The organism is Burkholderia sp. MSMB1498 (assembly GCF_001526245.1).
GTDB classification, from domain to species: Bacteria; Pseudomonadota; Gammaproteobacteria; order Burkholderiales; family Burkholderiaceae; genus Burkholderia; species Burkholderia savannae.
Genome location: NZ_LOYJ01000006.1, coordinates 17,641 through 35,744 on the forward strand (window position 1 = coordinate 17,641; position 18,104 = coordinate 35,744).

Annotated in this window: 12 protein-coding genes and 2 pseudogenes; 9 read left to right on the top strand and 5 right to left on the bottom strand. The window is 67.3% G+C overall.

What is annotated here, in order from left to right:
* Window positions 1-59: 59 nt before the first annotated feature.
* From WS91_RS01375 to WS91_RS01405, 7 genes are all read left to right on the top strand, one after another.
* Window positions 60-962: a prephenate dehydrogenase gene (locus WS91_RS01375; RefSeq protein WP_059575212.1), complete on the top strand. Its 903-nt coding sequence runs from the start codon at window positions 60-62 to the stop codon at window positions 960-962.
* 204 nt (window positions 963-1,166) lie between these two features.
* Complete coding sequence (locus WS91_RS01380) at window positions 1,167-1,610, top strand: MarR family transcriptional regulator (RefSeq protein WP_226377156.1); 444 nt, start codon at window positions 1,167-1,169, stop codon at window positions 1,608-1,610.
* 334 nt (window positions 1,611-1,944) lie between these two features.
* On the top strand, window positions 1,945-3,453 hold the full coding sequence (locus WS91_RS01385; protein WP_038748913.1) for an acyl-CoA carboxylase subunit beta: 1,509 nt from the start codon (window positions 1,945-1,947) through the stop codon (window positions 3,451-3,453).
* A gap of 14 nt (window positions 3,454-3,467) precedes the next feature.
* On the top strand, window positions 3,468-4,694 hold the full coding sequence (locus WS91_RS01390) for a hydroxymethylglutaryl-CoA reductase (RefSeq protein WP_059575214.1): 1,227 nt from the start codon (window positions 3,468-3,470) through the stop codon (window positions 4,692-4,694).
* On the top strand, window positions 4,691-6,187 hold the full coding sequence (locus tag WS91_RS01395; protein ID WP_038748907.1) for an acetyl-CoA carboxylase biotin carboxylase subunit: 1,497 nt from the start codon (window positions 4,691-4,693) through the stop codon (window positions 6,185-6,187). Before WS91_RS01390 ends, WS91_RS01395 begins: the two co-directional genes overlap by 4 nt.
* Before the next feature lie 49 nt (window positions 6,188-6,236).
* Window positions 6,237-6,812: an acetyl-CoA carboxylase biotin carboxyl carrier protein subunit gene (locus WS91_RS01400; RefSeq protein ID WP_226377157.1), complete on the top strand. Its 576-nt coding sequence runs from the start codon at window positions 6,237-6,239 to the stop codon at window positions 6,810-6,812.
* A 57-nt stretch (window positions 6,813-6,869) separates the two neighbouring features.
* Window positions 6,870-8,264, top strand: coding sequence for an MmgE/PrpD family protein (locus WS91_RS01405; RefSeq protein ID WP_038748902.1), 1,395 nt, complete (start codon window positions 6,870-6,872; stop codon window positions 8,262-8,264).
* Window positions 8,265-8,378: 114 nt separating this feature from the next.
* Here the strand turns inward: WS91_RS01405 and WS91_RS01410 are convergent, their stop codons facing one another.
* The 3 genes from WS91_RS01410 to WS91_RS01420 form a co-directional block, all read right to left on the bottom strand.
* Window positions 8,379-11,915 carry an indolepyruvate ferredoxin oxidoreductase family protein gene (locus WS91_RS01410; protein ID WP_059669609.1) on the bottom strand — a complete coding sequence of 1,179 codons (3,537 nt, stop codon included), beginning with the start codon at window positions 11,913-11,915 and terminating at the stop codon, window positions 8,379-8,381.
* Window positions 11,916-12,042: 127 nt separating this feature from the next.
* Window positions 12,043-12,273 (bottom strand): DUF2783 domain-containing protein, encoded by a 231-nt coding sequence (locus tag WS91_RS01415; protein WP_052145100.1) that lies wholly within the window; start codon window positions 12,271-12,273, stop codon window positions 12,043-12,045.
* A 2-nt stretch (window positions 12,274-12,275) separates the two neighbouring features.
* The gene (locus WS91_RS01420) at window positions 12,276-13,952 is read right to left on the bottom strand and encodes an FAD-dependent monooxygenase (RefSeq protein WP_082758058.1); all 1,677 of its coding nucleotides are present in this window, start codon (window positions 13,950-13,952) and stop codon (window positions 12,276-12,278) included.
* A 428-nt stretch (window positions 13,953-14,380) separates the two neighbouring features.
* Between WS91_RS01420 and WS91_RS01425 the strand changes: the two genes are divergently transcribed.
* Window positions 14,381-15,562 (top strand): MFS transporter, encoded by a 1,182-nt coding sequence (locus WS91_RS01425; RefSeq protein ID WP_231751958.1) that lies wholly within the window; start codon window positions 14,381-14,383, stop codon window positions 15,560-15,562.
* Between the two features lie 188 nt (window positions 15,563-15,750).
* Window positions 15,751-16,377, top strand: a complete 627-nt coding sequence (locus WS91_RS01430; RefSeq protein ID WP_038748891.1) for a nuclear transport factor 2 family protein — start codon at window positions 15,751-15,753, stop codon at window positions 16,375-16,377.
* Window positions 16,378-16,837: 460 nt separating this feature from the next.
* Here the strand turns inward: WS91_RS01430 and WS91_RS37850 are convergent.
* Both WS91_RS37850 and WS91_RS37105 read right to left on the bottom strand, forming a co-directional pair.
* Window positions 16,838-17,280: pseudogene (locus WS91_RS37850) on the bottom strand (hypothetical protein).
* Between the two features lie 132 nt (window positions 17,281-17,412).
* Window positions 17,413-17,991: pseudogene (locus tag WS91_RS37105) on the bottom strand (sel1 repeat family protein).
* Window positions 17,992-18,104: the final 113 nt, after the last annotated feature.

Consider the following 18,104-nt stretch of genomic DNA (forward strand, 5'->3'; position numbering starts at 1 on the left):
ATGTAAAGTGTGAATATACTGGGATCGACGAGCGATTTCTCGCTCGAGGAGAAAGCCGAATGGAACGCTTTTCGGTCCAGCGCGTGGGCATCGTCGGGCTGGGGCTGCTCGGCGGCTCGATTGCGCGCGCGGCGAGGCAACGCCTTCCCGGCGTCGAGCTGATCGGGTTCGACGCGAACGAGGACGTTCGGCGCCGCGCCGTCGCCGGCTCGGTGATCGACGACGCGCCGGATTCGCTCGACGGCCTGTCGCGCGCCGAATTCGTCGTCGTCTGCGTGCCCGTGAGCGCGGTGGCCGCCATCGTCGAACGGCTCGCGCGCGGCAATCCGCGAGCGACCGTCACCGATGTCGCGTCGTCGAAGCAGTCGGTGATTCGCATGCTCGCGGGACGGCTGCCGCCCGGCTTCGCGTTCGTGCCCGCGCATCCGATGGCGGGCGGCGAAAAAGGCGGCCTCGACGCCGGCCGCGCCGATCTGTTCGAGGGCAAGAGCTGCCTGATCACGCCGACGAACGCGACGCCCGCGGACGCGACGGCGCGCGTCGAAACATTCTGGCGATCGCTTGGCGCGACTCCGCAGCGCTCGGACCCGGCGACGCACGACCGCATGGTCGCGCTGACTTCGCACCTACCGCATCTGCTCGCGTTCGCGCTCGTCGAGAATCTCGCCTTCGACCGTCCGGAGAGCCGCGACGTCGCGCCGTTCATCGGCCGCAGTCTTGACGAGCAGATTCGGCTTGCGTCGTCCGAACCCGCGGTGTGGGCGAGCATCTTCGAAACCAACGCGTCCGAGCTTCTCGCGCAGCTCGAACGTTTCCAGCGCAGGCTCGCCGACTGGCGCGACCTGATCGCGCGCGCGCCCGCGGGCCTGTCCGAGCGGCTCGCGCAAACGACCCGGACTGCGCGCGCATTCGCCTTTGCGAAGCATCGCTCCGAGGAAGTCGAATGCGCGTCAACCCGGTAGTTTCAGGTCTCGGGCCCACACGAGCGGCGGCGAAACATATGCTATATTGGATTGATTACTCTAGACGCAGCATGCGCGCCGCAAAACCAGGAGACGGCATGTCCCGCGAACGTTGGGCGGGCAGGCGCGGCGCACTGCGCGCCCCGCGATTCGCGGCGGCCCGCGTACTCCGAATACCGTTCATTTTCGAGTTGGTCACACTGAATGTCTTCCACTTTGCTCTCCCTCGCTGAAGATACGTTCTGCCTGCGCCTCCAGCGAGCGGCGCGCATGTGGCGCAAGGTCGCGGACGTCGAGCTCAGCAAGCTGAATCTGTCGGAAGCGACGTCCACGCCGCTTTGGCTCATCTACAAGCTCGGCGAAGGGTTGCGTCAACGCACGCTCGCCGAGCATCTGGGCATCGAGGGCCATTCGCTCGTTCGCCTGCTCGATCAGCTCGAGGAAGCCGGCCTCGTCGTCCGCCGCGACGACACATCGGACCGCCGCGCGAAAACGCTGTATCTGACCGACGCCGGCCGCCGCGTCGGCGAGCAGGTCGACACGATGGTCAAGCGCATCAAGGGCAAACTGCTGCACGGCGTCGGCGCCGATCAGCTCGCGCTCGTCGATTCGGTGCTGAATACGATCGCAACTTCCGCCGAAGAGTAACGTCCGCGGCGAAACAGCCGCGCGCCGCCCCCGCGCGCTCACCCGATATTCCATTCTTCGCGTCCGCCGCACTGCCGTCGGCCGCACGCCTTTCTTTCCCCTCCTTCGCCGCCCGGCCGTTCTCGCGTCGGCAATCCTTCGTCGCACTCGTCGATTCGCATTTTGGCGGACAAAATATGGAGTATTGCGACTAAATCGCACATGATTTATTCTCGCCGGTGAATTGTTCCCGGAGTCGGTCAGTACTCCAACTTACCCTGAGCATCGTCGTTGACTCGTTGCTGCACCGGGTGAAAGACGATTGCGCCATCGAAGCACATCTCAAGGCGATTCGATGAGTGATCTTTCCGGAGTAGAAGAACGTTCGCGCGAACGGCAACCTCAAGCTGCCGAGCCCCCCGTCCATATCCGACGGCTTCGGGAACTGCTCGATCCCGGCTCGTTCCGCGAACTCGACGCGCTCGCCGAACACGACTGCACATGGTTCGGCGCGGATCGCCGCAAGCAGCCGGGCGACGGCATCGCGACCGGGCACGGCACGATCGACCGCCGCCCCGTGCTCGTCTATGCACACGACGGCGGCTTCCTCGGCGGCAGTTCGAGCCGCATTCACGCATTGAAGATTGGCAAGGTGCTCGATCTCGCGCTGCGCATCGGCGTGCCGATCGTCGCGCTCAATCATTCGTCGGGCCTGCGCATCCACGAAGGCGTCGACGCCGACTCGCAGTTCAGCCACGTGTTCTACAAGACGGTGCGCGCGTCGGGCGTCGTGCCGCAGATCTCTCTGATACTCGGCGACTGTGTGGGCGGCGCAGCCTATACGCCAGCGCTCACCGATTTCATCGTGATGGTCGACAAGGAGTCCGCACTATTCCTGACGGGCCCCGCGGTGATTCGGCGCGCGACCGGCGAAGAAGTCACGAAGGAGGAAATCGGCGGCGGGCATCTGCATGCGGCCGAAACCGGGCTCGCGCACTTTCTGGCCGAATCGGCCGACGACGCAATCGCGATCGCGCGCGAGCTCCTGTCGTATCTGCCGCAGAACAACGCGTCGCTCGTGCCGGCGACGCTCGGGCCCGCGACGCTGCCGCGCGCGCTCGACGGCATCGACGATATCGTGCCCTCGAGCAAGACCGAGCCGTTCGACGTGCGCCGCCTGATCGAGCTGGCCGCCGACGATCACGTGTTCCTCGAGGTGCATCGGCTGTATGCGCGCAACATCGTCGTCGGCTTCGCCCGCATCGGCGGGCAGAGCGTCGGCATCGTCGCGAACCAGTCCGCGTGGCTTGCCGGCTGTCTCGACATAGACGCGTCGGAAAAGGCCGCGCGGTTCGTGCGCACCTGCGACGCGTTCGGCATTCCGATCCTCACGCTCGTCGACGTGCCGGGCTATCTGCCGGGCAAACAGCAGGAACGCTCGAACGTGATCGGCGCGGGCGCGAAGCTGATGCACGCGTATTGCGAGGCGGTCGTGCCGAAGCTCGCCGTCGTGTTGCGCAAGGCGTACGGCGGCGCTTATCCGACGCTCGCGAACCGCTCCGCGACGGACGTGATCTATGCCTTTCCCGACGCGGAGATCTCGGTGATGGGGCCGGAGGCCGCGGTCGACGTCATTTTCCGCAAGGAGCTCGCGAACGCGCCGGATGCGGCCGAACATCGCGGCGCGCTGATCGACGAATACCGCAATGCGCACGCGAGCGCGCGCTATTCGGCGAGCCGCGCGTACATCGAAGGGCTCGTCGAGCCCGCGGAACTGCGCAATGCCGTGGTCTCGACGTTCACGCTGCTGCGCGAGAAGATCGCGGGCGCGCCGGGCCGACGCCATTCGAACATCCAACTCTAGACAAGAGAAAACAAATGGGCATTCCGAGAGATTCGCAAAACGACTACGCCGCCGCCCAGGTCGACGCGCGCTTGCGCTGGGTCGAAGCCGAGACGGGCAAGCGCTATCCGCATCTCGGCGGCGCGAGCGTTGCGCCCGAAGCGGTGCAGGGCACGTGCGAGAATTTCACGGGCTTCGTCGGCATTCCGCTCGGGCTCGCGGGCCCGCTGAAGATCAACGGCGCGCACGCGCGCGGCGAGTTCGTCGTGCCGCTCGCGACGACGGAAGGCGCGCTCGTCGCGTCGTTCTCGCGAGGCATGAATCTGATCTCGGACAGCGGCGGCTGCACGACGACGCTGCTCGCGAACGCGCAGCCGACCGACGCCCGGCCCGCGTACCGCTTTCTCGGCGACGCGCTCACCAAGGTTTCGGCGATCGTGCTGCGCTCGGCCGACGACGCGAGCGCATTCGACGCATGGCTGCGCGAGCACGTCGCGCAAGTCGTCGACGCGGCGAACGCGACGAGCCGTCACGCGCGCCTGCTCGAAGTCACGCCGCTGTTGCAGGGCGATCTCGTCGGCCTTGCGTTCACATACGAGACCGGCAACGCGATGGGCCTGAACATGGCGACGAAGGCGAACGAGGCGGCCTGCCGCTACATCGCCGAGCATTGCCCGCAGTTCGTCGACGGCTACCTGAACACGCTCGGCGGCGACAAGCGTTTCGTCGCGGATCAGGCGAAGGGCCGCTACGTATCGGCAAGCGTGCGCATTCCGGCCGCGCTGGTCGAGGCCCGTCTGCGCACGACTCCGGCGCGGATGCGCCGTTTCCTGCAGGCGTGCAACACGCTGCTCGCGCAGCGCGGCGCAACCGCGCCGAACATTCATGTCGCGAACGCGCTGACCGCGCTTTTCATCGCGTGCGGCCAGGACCCGGCGTTCGTTACCGTATCGTTCAAGAACGCATGCACGACCTTCGACGTTCTGGACAACGGCGATCTGCTCGCGGCCGTCACGCTGCCGAACGTGATCGTCGGCGTCGTCGGCGGTGGCACGCGCCTGCCCGCGCAACAGGAATGCCTGCGCATGCTCGGCTGCGAGGACGATGCGCGCAAGCTCGCCGAGATCGCTGCCGCCGTCGCGCTCGCAGGCGAAGTGTCGGTCGCGGGCGCCGTGAGCGCCGGCGAATTCACGCGCGCGCATACGGTGCTCGGGCGAGGACTCAAGCAAGCCGAGCAAACGCCGTCGGAGCTCGCGACATGAGCGTGAAACGCGTCCTGCTTTGCTGCCGCGGCGAGATCGCGCTGCGCTTCGTGCGCACCTGCCGGCTGCTCGACATCGAAACCGTCGCGATCTACACCGACGACGACGACAACGCCGGCTTCGTGCTCGCCGCCGATTCGGCGTTCCACATCGACGCGTGGAATCCGGCGACGCTGATCGACACCGTGATCTCGATCGCGCAGGCGGTGCGTGCGGACGCGGTCGCGCCCGGCTACGGCCCGCTTGCCGAGAACGCGGCGTTCGCGGCGGCTTGCGCGGCCGAGGGGCTCGTCTTCGTCGGTCCGCATGCCGAAGCGATTCGCCGCACCGGCGACAAGATCGAGGCGCGCGCGGCCGCGCAACGCGCAGCCGTGCCCGTCGTGCCGGGCGCGACGGTCGCCAACGACGCACAAGCGGCAACGGCCGCGGCCGAAATCGGCTTTCCGATTCTGATCAAGGCGGCGCTCGGCGGCGGCGGCCGCGGCATACGCGTCGTCGAGCGCGCGGAGCAGTTCGACGACGCGCTGGCCGAGGTGCGCCGCGAGGCGAAGCTCGCATTCGGCAGCGACGACATCTATCTGGAGCGCTTCCTCGGCGAGCGAATCCGCCACATCGAAGTGCAGGTGCTCGGGGACCGTCGCGGCAATCTGCTGCATCTCGGCACGCGCGAATGCAGCGTGCAGCGGCGCCGGCAGAAGATCGTCGAGGAGGCGCCCGCGCCCGCGCTGTCCGATGCGCTGCGCGAGCGGCTGCACGAGTCCGCGCTTGCAGTCGCGCGCGAGGTTGGATACGACAACGCGGGCACGGTCGAATTTCTCGTCGACGGCAACGAGCGGTTCTACTTCATCGAGATGAACGCGCGCATTCAGGTCGAACATCCGGTCAGCGAAGCCGTGACGGGCGTCGACATCGTCGAGCAGATGTTGCGCGCCGCGGCCGGCGAACCGCTCAGCCTGTCGCAAGACGACGTGCGTTTGCGCGGCTCGGCGATCGAATTCCGCATATGCGCGGAAGACGCGCACGCGGACTTCCTGCCGACGGGCGGCGGCGTCACGCACTACCGCGTACCCGAAGGGCCCGGCATCCGGATCGACTCGGGCGTGCACGCGGGCGCGCGGCAATCGACGCGTTTCGACAGCCTGTGCCTGAAGCTGATCGTCGACGCCGCAACGCGCGAGCGCGCGCTGCGCCGCGCGCGCAACGCGCTGCGCGAGCTCGTGATCGCGGGCTTCAGCACGAACGTGCCGTTCCATCTGTGGCTGGTCGATCATCCGCCGTTCAAGCTCGGGCGCTACGACCTGTCGGTCACGCGAGACTTCCCGTTCGCCCACCGCGTGCCGGACGACACCGCGCGCGTGTTGCACGCGCTCGCGGCTCTTGCGGCTCACTGCAGCGGCGCGCCGCTTCCGGCGCGCGCAGGCGAGCCGGCCGTCGATGCATCGGCACCCTCCGCGTGGGTGACGCGAAACGACCGCCGCGCCTGGGCATCGTGACGGCGTCGAATCGATCTGCAATGCCAACCATGACGAAGGAGCGCCCGGCATGAGCCTTCCCCTGCTTCACACGTCTTACACGGGCACGTTGAGCGGTGCGCCGGAAGACGAGCCGCCCGCGCGCATCGACGTCCGCACGCTCGAGGCCGGCACCTATCGCGCGACGTTCAACGACGGCGACTCGTTGCTGCTTCGCCTCGTATCTCGCGAGTCGCTGCCCGACGGCGTCGTTCGGCTCGTCGCAGACGCGAACGGCACGCGTCACGACATCCTCGTCTCGCCCGCCGCAAACGGCGGCGTCACGCTCGACTATGCCGGCATCCGTCGCACCGTCGACACGCGCGGCGCGCGGCGACGCGCAGCCGGATCGCGCGGCGGTGGCCGGTCGACGCACACGGCGATTGCCGCGCCGATGCCCGCGCGCATCGCGGAAGTCCTCGTCGCCGAATCTGATGTCGTCGAAGAAGGCGCACCCGTGGTTCGCATCGAAGCGATGAAGATGCTGATGACGCTGTCCGCGCCGCTCCGTTGCCGGATCGAAGCCGTGCACGTGGCCGTCGCGGACAACGTCGAGGCGGGCGCGCTGCTCGTCAGCTTCGCCGACGTACACGCCGATTCCGCATGACCGCCGCACCCGGGTCATTCTCCCGAATCTGAATCTCCACACTACCGCGGAGTTGCCGTGAGCCTCGAATCCCACATCACCGAGTACTGCGACGCCCTCACCTATTCGACCGTCGATCCCGCCGCGATCGAGATTGCGAAACACTCGCTGATCGACATTCTCGGCGTGTCGATCGCCGGCTCGCGCGACGCCGAGGTCGCGCTGCTCGCCGGCATCGTCGAGCACTGGGGCGGGCTGCCCGAAGCGCGCGTGCTCGGCCGCGCGAGCCGCCTGCCCGCACCCGCCGCCGCGCTGCTGAACGGCGCGTCGGCGCGCGCGCTCGATTTCGACGACGTCGCCGATCCGCTCGGCACACACCCGAGCGTCGCGATCCTGCCGCCGCTACTGGCCATCGCCGATCTGCGCGGCGACGAAATCGACCACCAGTCGTTTCTCACCGCATACATCGCCGGGCTCGACCTGTCGATCCGGTTGTCGCGCGCGCGCCGCGAGACGCTGCTCGAAAGCGGACGCTACGACCTATGCAAGGTGATCGCCGCGACGGCCGCGGCCGGCATGCTGTACGGGCTCAAGGGCGACACGCTGCGCCATGCGATGGGCATCGCCTATACGTCCGCGCTCGGCGAAACGCAATGCATGATCGACGGCGCGCCGACGGTGTTCTATCAGCAAGGGCTCGTCGCCGCGAACGCGGTTCGCGCGGTCGTACTCGCGTCACACGGCTTCACGGGCGCGCGCGATTTTCTCACGGGCCGCTGGGGCTACTACTCGGCGTTCGAGCCGGGTTCCGCGATCGAGACGATCGACGCCGATCTCGGCAAGACCTTCGCCAACGTCGACGGCATCGCGTTCAAACCGTTTCCGACCTGCCGCCCGAACACATCCGCGGCCGCACTCACGCTCGAGCTGACGAAGGGGGAGCGCCTGAGCGCGTCGCAGATCGAGCGCGTCGACATCCGGACCAACCGGCAGATCCATGACCTCGTCAGCGCGCCCGTCGAGCGCAAGCAGGCGCCGACGAGCGTCGTCGAGGCGCGCTTCAGCATCGCGTACAACGTCGCGACGGTGCTCGCGACGGGCGATCTCTTCATCGGCGATTTCACCGAAGAAGCGATTCGCCGGCCCGACGTGATCGCCGTAAGCCGGAAGATCCATCCGGCCGCCGCCCCCGATTGCGAATGCGCCGCGCTCGGCACGCACGGCAAGATCAAGATCGCGATTCAGCGCGTCAACGGCGCTGTCCTCTCGGGTGAAGTGTCATATGCGAAAGGCAATCCGAAGAATCCGATGAAGCTCGACGAATTGGTCGCGAAGTTCGGCAAGTGCGTCGCATACTCGGGCCTTGCGCACGTGAGCGCGAACCGCCTCGCCATCGTCGACTGGATCGTCGATCGATCCGATCGGAATCCGAAATACGCGCGGCTCGCGGAGCTGCTGCACGCACCCGCGTAAGAACATCCGCTCCGCGATCGGAGCGGATGCGCGCCGCCCTGAACGACACGAGAGCCGATGCGCGGGGCCGTTCGGCCCGCGCATCGGCTCTCGCCTTTTCTCTTTTTCTCGCGCCTACTCGACCGTTTCCGCGCCGCGTTCGTCGAGCGCGGGAACGGCGACGGGCACCGCCGCCTCCGCGCGGCCGGTAAGGATTCGCTCGACTAGCCGCGCCTGCCGCTCGCGCACCTTCTCGACCGCGCGCGCCTTCACGTGCCCGTAGCCGCGAATTGCGTCCGGCGCCTTCGCCCAGGCGACGATCTCCGCCAGCGTGTCGCGCTCCAGCTTGAGCAACAGACGCTCGAGCGTCTGCTCGTATTCGCGGACGAGTCGTCGCTCGTCGCGGCGCTCCGTCGTCCATCCGAACGGATCGAACGGCGTGTGCCGCAACGCGCGGCTCGCCGCCAGCACCCGGAATACCGGAACGATCCAGCCCGAGAACGCGCGCTTGCGCGGCGGCTGCTCGCCTGGCTTCGAAAGCGCGTCGAGCGTCGGCGGCGCGAGATGGAACGTCAGCTTCGCCGGGCCTTCGAACTGCTCGCGCAGCTCATCAAGAAACGCCTTCGACGTATGCAGGCGCGCAACCTCGTACTCGTCCTTGTACGCCATCAGCTTGAACAGCGTGCGTGCGACCGCTTCGGCCAACGAATCGTCACCGAGCGGCGATGCCGCCGCGCGCACGCGCTCGGCCATTCGACGGTAGCGCGCCGCATAGCTCGCGTTCTCATATTGCGCCAGCAACGCCGCGCGAGATTCGATCAATTCGTCGACGGATTCCTTCTTGCGGCGGACGAAGTCGACCGGACGCCACGCTCCCGCTTGCGCCGCGCCCGCCGCGCCGAGATGGGAGGCGACAAACGCGGGGGCGGCCGCCCACAGCCGCCCCCACGAAAACGCGAGATACTTCGCGGTCGCGCCGCCCTGCAGATTCAATGCCTGCCGCAGCGACGCGAGCGACACCGGCACCGCGCCCCGCTGCCACGCATAGCCGAACAACAGCATGTTCGCCTGCATCGGGTCGAGCAGCTCCGCGGCGAGCGCCTTCGCGTCGATCGCGTCGTAACGCTGAGCGCCGACGATCGTTTCGATCAGCTTCCGGATGGCGTCCGACTCGATGCGCGCGTCGACGTCGCGCAGCATCGCGCCCGTCTGCGTCTGCGCGGTGCTGGCGATGACGACCGTCTTGTCGCGCGCGAGCGATGCGAGCGCATCGTCTTCGGATGCGACGAGCAGGTCGGCGGCGATGAGCGCATCTACGCCGCCGCGGTCGATTCGGTACTGATGCAGCACCTCCGCCTCGCGCGCGATCCGGATGTGGCTCAACACCGCGCCGCCCTTCTGCGCGAAGCCCGTGAAATCGAGCACGCTGACCGCGCGCCGGTCCAGATGCGCGGCGAGCCCGATCGCGCCCGCGACGGTCACGACGCCCGTTCCGCCGACGCCGACCAGCATGACTTCGTACGGATCGTCGAGCGCACGCGACACCGGCGCGGCGAGCGCCTCCGCGCGCGCGATCACGTCCGCGTGGTCCGCCTTCTCGCGCCGCCGTCCGCGCGGCTTGCCCGTGACCGTCACGAAGCTCGGACAGAAGCCTTTTATGCACGACAGATCGGTATTGCACGCGTGCGCATCGATTTTTCGTTTCGGGCCGAACGGCGTGTCGACCGGCACGACCGACAGGCAGTTTGATTTCACCTGGCAATCGCCGCAGCCTTCGCACACCGCCTCGTTGATGAAGACGCGAGTCTGCACGTCGGGCGCCGGCTCGCGCTTGCGTCTGCGCCGCGCCTCGGTCGCGCATACCTGATCGAAGATCAACACGCTCACGCCGCGCGTCTCGCGCAATTGCCGCTGCACGTCGTCGAGCTCGTCGCGATGATGCAGCTCGACGCCGTTCGGCAAGCTGCCGCTCGCACGATAGCGCGCGGGATCGTCGGCGAGCACGACGACGCGCCGCGCGCCCTCGCTCAGCACGAGCTCGGCGGCCTTGCGCACGGTCAGCTGGCCATCGACGGGCTGCCCGCCCGTCATCGCGACCGCGTCGTTGTAGAGGAGCTTGTAAGTGAGCGTCGCGCCCGCCGCGATCGCCTGGCGGATCGCGAGAAAGCCCGAGTGAAAGAACGTGCCGTCGCCGATGTTCTGGAAAATGTGCGGCGTCTCGACGAACGGCGCCTGACCGAGCCAGTCGACGCCTTCGCCCCCCATCTGCACGCTGCCCGTGGTCGCGCGCTCGGGCATCCGCGCCGCCATCGCGTGGCAGCCGATGCCGAGCCGCGCCTCGCTGCCCTCCGGTATTCGCGTCGACGTGTTGTGCGGGCAGCCCGAGCAGAGATAGGGTGTGCGTCTGAGCCAGTCGGCCGGACGCGCCGCGGGCGTCTCGCGCCAATTGGCCGGAACGTGCAGCGCGACGTCGAACGCTTTCAACTGCCGCTCCAGCAGCGACGCAATGCGCGAGGGCCGCAGTTCCTCGAGTTCCGACACGATCGGCGCGCCTTTTTCGTCGGTCTTGCCGACGATCGTCGCGCGCCGATCGTGCCGCGCGTTGTAAAGGCTGTTCTTGAGCTGCTCCTCGACGACCGGCTGCTTCTCCTCGATGACGAGAACCTTGCCCGCTCGCTGCGCCCACGTCTCCAGCAGCGGCGACAGCGGATACACGACGTTGATCTTCAGGAGTGCGACGCCCGCGCGCTCGAGCCGGTCGAGCGTCACGCCGCCCTGCCGCAGCACCTCGCACACGTCTCGATACGCCTTGCCGACCGCCGCGATCACGAGCGCCGGCCGCGCGGGCGTCGTCACCGCTTCGTCGAGCGGATTGGCGCGCATGAACGCGCGCGCGGCCTTTAGCTTGTACGGATGACGTCGCTCGATCTGCATGCCGGGCAAATCGGGCCAGCGCCAATGCAAGCCGTCCGGGCCGGAGTCGACGGTCGGCATCGTGAAGCGCGGCGGCTCGAACGTCGGCACCGAAGCCGACGCCTCGACAGTCTCGGTGATCGCCTTGAAGCCGACCCACAGCCCCGACGCGCGCGACAACGCCCAGCCCCAAAGCCCGCAGCGCTCGTAATCGGCCAGCCCGGACGGATGAATCACCGGCATGCCCCACGCGATCAGCGTGCGGTCCGATTGATGCGACATCGACGACGACACGCATCCGTGATCGTCGCCCGTCACGACGAGCACACCGCCGTGCGGTGACGAGCCGTACGCGTTGCCGTGCTTGAGCGCGTCGCCCGATCGATCGACGCCGGGCCCCTTGCCGTACCACATCCCGAATACGCCGTCGTAGCGTCTCGTCGCGTCGGATTCGACCCGTTGCGTGCCGATCAGCGCCGTCGCGGCCAGATCCTCGTTGATCGCCGGCTGGAAGCGAATGTGCGCCTGCTCGAGACGCTCGCGCGCGCGCCAAAGCTCATGATCGACGCCGCCGAGCGGCGAGCCTCGATAGCCGCTCACGAAACCCGCGGTATTCAGGCCCATCGCGCGATCGGCCGCCGCCTGCGCGAACAGCAGGCGCACGAGCGTCTGCTGGCCGCTCACGAAGATGCGCCCGGGAGGATCTTCGAAGCCTTGTCGGTATAGGGAATCGCTTCGATATTCAGGAGTCTTTAACATGGTTTCGTGCCCTCGTACACGGAATACCCACATTGAAGTGGTTGAAGCGGTGCGGCGGCCGCGTTGCGGTGGATCGCCGCAATAGCGGGGGCGCGCGCGGCGGACCGGCGGCCCTCGTTGCGACGGATCAGTCGAGGCCCGCGCGCGCGATCTCGATCGCCTCGCGCAACACCTCGGGGTCTGCGATGTGATGCATCAGCACGAGAACGAGTTGCGCATGAAACAGATGCCCTTGCGCGTCGTCGAGATCGCGGCACGCATCGGCCAGCATTGAAAAACGGGCGTCCGGATCGGCAAGTTCCGGCACGCGGACGCCCGTCAGGTGCCCGGCCAGGTTTTCGGTTGCGGTTGCGCCCATGTTTACGCCTCCTCTGACGAAATCGGAACCGATACGCCGACCGTCCGTTGCAGCGCGGCGCGTAGCTCGGGCGAATCGACTCGCGCGAACGAGCCGAGCACGTGCTGATCCGGGCGCAACAACAGCACGTTGCCGCATGCGAGCCCGTAGCGGAGCGCGACGAAGCCTTCGTGATCCCACAGGACGATGCGGCCCGACGGCTCGTGTGCGTGACGTACGGGCGACACCACGACGACGTCGAGCGGATGCGCGCTCGGCGCCGCGCCGAGCGCATCGAGCGCCGCGTCGTCGGGCTCGCCGTAGACGAGCAGCGTGTAACCGGCACCGCCCAGGTGCGCGAGCAGCCAGTCCGGCTCACCTGCGCGCTTGACGGGCGCGTCGATTGCGGGCGAACCGGGTTTCAGCACGCCGGGCAGCGCCGACGCGCCGGCGAACTGCCCGATGTCCGTCAGCACCGACGGCCGCGACAGACGGCCGGAGTTGACGAGCGCACGTCCGAACGTCGTCGTGCGTGCGAGCGCGAGCGCCGCGCGCCGCAGCGTATCGACGGCCGGGCTCTCCGGCGAGATGAAGCGCGCGCTGCGGGTGGAGTTGAGTATGTTCTCGTCGGCGGCGAACACCCGCTCTTCGTTGTACGAATCGATCAGCGAAGGAGATGCGCCGTGACGCACGATCGCCGCGAGCCGCCATCCGAGATTGTCGACATCCTGCAATCCCCCATTGCCGCCGCGTCCGCCGAACGGACTGACCTCGTGCGCGCTGTCACCGGCGAACACGACGCGCGACTGGACGAAACGCTCCAAACGCCGGCAACGGAACGTGTAGACGCTCACCCAATCGATCCTGAATGCCGCGCGCTGGCCGAACATCGCGCGCAGCCGCCGCTCGACCCGCTCGGGCTGCCGCTCGAGCGCCGGGTCGGCGTCGACGCCCAGCTGAAAATCGACGCGCCACAAGTTGTCAGGCTGCTTGTGCAGGAGTACGGATCGGTTCGGATGAAACGGCGGGTCGAACCAGAAGCGCCGCTCGGCGCGGAGCTCTGCATCGTGCATCTCGACGTCGACGATCAGAAATCGGTCCGGGAACATCTCGCCGACGAACGGCAGGTCCAGCACCTTTCGCACCGTCGAGCGCGCACCGTCGCACGCGATCAACCAGTCGCAATCGACGCGGTACTCGCCGTCGGGCGTCTCGATCGCGACCGTCGCACCGTCGGCGCGGCTCTCCACGTCGGTGACGCGATGAAGCGCGCGCAGCTCGACGAGACCGCTCTGCGCGCAGGCTTGCGCGAGCCATTCCTCGATATACGACTGCTGGACGTTGATGAACGCGGGCCACGCGAAGCCCGGCTCCGGCTGGAAATCGAAGCTGAACACCTCCCGAGCCCGGTGGTACAGCCGGCCGACCTTCCAGTTCACGCCCCTCTCGAGCAACTGCGGGCCGAGTTGCATTCGCGCGAGGATCTCGAGGCTGCGCTGGGCGAAAACGATCGCGCGCGAACCGTCGATCGGCGCGTCACGCGCTTCCAGCACGACGCTCGCCACGCCTCGTTGAGCAAGATCGCAAGCGAGCGCGAGGCCGATCAGCCCCGCGCCGACGATCACGACCGGAACGCGCGCCGTTGCGTCGCGATCGAGCTCGACTGGGCGGCGATAGGAAAAACGGGGTGGAATATGCATCCGCAGGCACTCCCAAAATGCCGCTTTAACGAGGAAACGACTTCGTAGGTTGTTTCGATTTCGACGAGATGCAGCGCAATATTAGATCGCATATGTTCAATTCGCAACAACAACAAAATTTCCAGTCGATATAGCGAATTTCGACCAAAATCGCCGAATTTGGATGCCAAATCGGCCAGAAACTCGAATTGGAGTCGGTCCTCTTTATTGAATTATTTGGTTGCCACCACGTGAGACAACACAAAAAATATCGCATAAGATTTATTTGCATGAGATCATATTTGGCGACCTAATCGGCGCAAGCGGCCGCATCGGCATTCGGCGGCTCGACTTGATGTGAGTTCGCGCACGCACGCCCCTCGCGCGAGACTTGCGCACTGCCCGTCCGAGGGCGTTGCCCGTTCAACCTGGGAAGCAAGGAGCGCATCTTGACGACACCTGCCGCGTTGCCCATGGGTCAGGAGACCCTGTCTCGACGTCTCGTCCTGCTGCTGGCGGTCGGGACCGGAATCGGCGTCGCGAACGTCTACTACATTCAGCCGATCCTGAGCCTCGTCCAACGTGAATTCGACGTCCCTTCGCGACTGATCGGCTGGGCGCCGACGCTCACGCAAATCGGCTACGCACTCGGCATCCTGCTGCTCGCGCCGCTTGGCGACATGCTGAACCGCCGCTCGCTGATCATGACCAAGGGGCTGCTGCTGATCGTGTCGCTCGCCGCCACGGTGCTGTCGCCGAACTACGCGACGCTTCTCGCGACGAGCGCCGCGATCGGCCTGTTCAGCAGCGTCGGACAAGATTTCATCCCGGTCGCGGCGCAGCTCGCACCGGAGGCGCATCGCGGCCGCATGGTCGGCACGGTGACGACAGGACTCCTGACGGGCGTGCTACTGTCGCGCACGCTCGGCGGGTTCGTCGCGCAGCAGCTCGGCTGGCGGGCGATCTACGCGGTCGCGGCGGTGCTCGAAGGCCTGATCGTGCTCGCGGTGTGGCGCTTCCTGCCGCCGCTGCGCGTGAGCGTCGCCGGCCGCTACGGGAAGCTGATGGCGAGCCTCTTCGAGCTATGGCGCCGGCATGCGGCGTTGCGGCGCGCCGTCTACACGCAGGGCCTGCTCGCGATGTCGCTCGGTGCGTTCTGGTCGACGCTCGCGCTCGTCCTCGCCGCACCGCCATTTCACCAGGGCTCGGGCGTCGCGGGCGCGTACGGCGTCGCGGGGGCGGCTGGCGCGCTCGCCGCGCCGCTCTTCGGACGATTCGCCGACCGCGCGGGCCCGATCCATGCGATTCGGCTCGGCTGCCTGCTCGTCATCAGCTCGTTCGTCGGCATGTGGATTTTCTCGGGCTCGATGATCGCGCTCGCGATCGGCGCCGTGCTATTCGACCTCGGCGTGATGGCCGCGCTCGTCTCGCACCAGACGATCGTCAACACGATCGACCCCGCCGCACGCAGCCGCCTGAACGGCATCCTGATCACGGGCGCAATGTTCGGCGTCGCCGCGGGTGCGGAGGCGGGCAACGTCGCGTTGAACCACGCCGGCTGGCCCGGCATCTGCACGGTGGGCGTGCTCGTCGGCAGCCTTGCGCTGTTGCTCCGGCTCGGCAACCGATGAACGGCCGGGCGCGACATTCCTTCGTCATGCAGAAGGTCTACCGCGCCGCCCGCGCTCTCGCGGCCCGCGAACGCCCTCTTTTGTCGCCGACGCTCGGCCGGCCCGCGTCGGCGCGTACCGCGCAACACCCGCCGAAGTTCGCCCGTTTCTTCCGTTTACCGCGTCATCATTAGAACAGGTACGTCATCGTGAATCGAATCCCGCTTCGCGCCGGCCGGCTGATCGGCACGCTCACGTTCGCCGCGTTGTCCTGCGCCAGCCTCGCCCAGACCTCCAACAACCAGAGAACGACGCCGGCGAAAGCGGCCGACGCGATCGAGATCCAGTACCTCATTGCGCAGTACGTTGCGACGCTCGACGCCGACACCGTCGGCGAATCGACGCAAAGCCGGGTGGACCGGTTCACCCGCATGTTCACGCCCGACGGCGTGTGGACGCAGCATGTATGGAACGCGGGCAAGCCCGCCGACGACGGCCCCGGCTGTTTCGTCCGCGGCCAGGCGCAGCTCACGCGATTTGCGCAAGTGCTGTTCGGCAACGCGACGAGCCGACCGACCGCGACCGCGCGGCACAATCTCGTGACGCCGCTCATCGACATCGCCGGCGACCGCGCGGAAGCCGCCGTCAACTGGATGCAGACGCGCGACGCAACGCTGTCCGAAGGACGCGTCGAGCTGCTCGCGACAGGCCGCTATTACCTGACGTTCCGACGTCAACCTTCGGGCTGGGCGATCGAGAAACTCGACCTGATGAGCGATCATCCGTTGTACGGCACGCCGCTCGGGCCGCCGTGCACGCCAACCGGGCCGCGCTGAGCGCGGCGTCATCTCCGGGCCCAGAATTCTAGTTCCCGACTCTCCGGAAAACTCAAAGCCCCCGGCGATCAGCCGATCGCCGGGGGCTTTCTCTTTACTACTCAGCCAGCCACTTGGCGCAGCGCTCCCGCGCGCAAGTCGCCACCACATCGCCGGCATCGATCGAAGCGCCCGGCTGCGTATGCTGCAGCTTTCGAGTCGCCCGAAACAGGCGGCAGCCCGCGTTCGTCACGAACCCGGAACCCCGCCAAACCGAAATCCGGCCCCCGAACCGAACCTCGGCCTGCGATGCCGGCCCTTCCCTCGCCTTCGACCCCGCCCGCGAATCACCGCAGGCGATGCGGCAACCTGCCGCCGCTTCTCTCCATCGAAGACGAAAGACCCCGCGCCGCCGACCGCCGTCGCCCACAAGCGAGCGCATCGGCGGCGCGTCCATCTCGCTCGTCGGTTCGTCAGCTAGTCAGTTGACCTGCAACTGGCCGCCGCGCCCGAAACCGCCCTTCACGTCCTGCGCCTTGTAATTGCGCACCGCGACGACGAGTTCGTTCCATGCGCCGACGAACGCGACCGCGGTCGCCTTGCCTTCCGGCGACGTCGAAAAACCGCTCGACCCGCCGCCGACGTTTCCGCCGAAGCCGGCGAGCATCGCGCCTGAATGGGTCGCCCTCGAGCTCCCCTCGCCCCCCACCATTCCGCATTGCGGCCGTCGTCGACCGCGATCGTGCCGGGCGGCACGCTGCAATGCTGCAGCATCGAATCGGCGCTTGCGTTCACCGCGCCGCACGCCGCGCCCGTCGCGCCCGCATTCTGGCCGCCGGGCGTCACGATGCCGCCGCACGCCGCACGCCGCGAGGCGTGCGCCGTCAAGCCCGCCGCCTTCAAAACGAGCAGGTTGGAGAGGATGATCTTCACGTGCTTATCGATATCGTTGGTCTCTGTTTTCGGCTCACGCACTCGTGCAAACGCCGCGAAGCCCCCGGCAAGACGTGCGATGAGTTGGTCTCCTGCGATCGCCCCGTTTCGGCCGATACCCGGTCAATACCCGCACCCGTCCGACTGACGCCAGACGCCCAAGTACGGGTAGCCCGAATACCGGTAGTCCTAATAGACGTCACGCCATCGCGTGCGCCATTTGAAGTCGTCCCCGTCCACCTGCTTCGCCGCCCCGCACCTGCTCGAGCAGCTTCTCCGATTCCTTGTCGTCACGACCCGCGGCAATCGCGCAGCCATTTGTCCGCCTCGCGCGAATCCGGCCGCCCCCTCGGGACCGAACAGATAGAACACGCCGAACGCTTTCTGCGCTCGCAGATTGCCGCGCTACGCCGCATTGCCCGTCCACATGAGCGCCTGATAGCTGCCCTGCCGCACGCCGTCACCGCGGAAGCATCGCAGGCCCGGGGCGCAAGCCACCTTCGGCTGCGTCTTCGCGCGCCCCTTCAATGCCGCGATCCGCGAGTCTTCCTGATCCACGACGTCGCTCTCCAACTCGTAGGAAACCTGATTTTTCGGCCGTTCGGAACAGCCGTGGTCGTCGCATATCCGCACCGCGTCGCTCGCGGACGAATTCTGCGCACACGCGGCCAGCAGCGACGATGCGGACAAACGGCAGTGCATTGGGTGTGACCTCGAGTTTTTATTTGGACTGCAAATCGAAATCGCTTGAATCCACACCACGCCACACGCCCGACGCAGCGGTACGACACCGCCGCCATCGGACGCCACCGCTC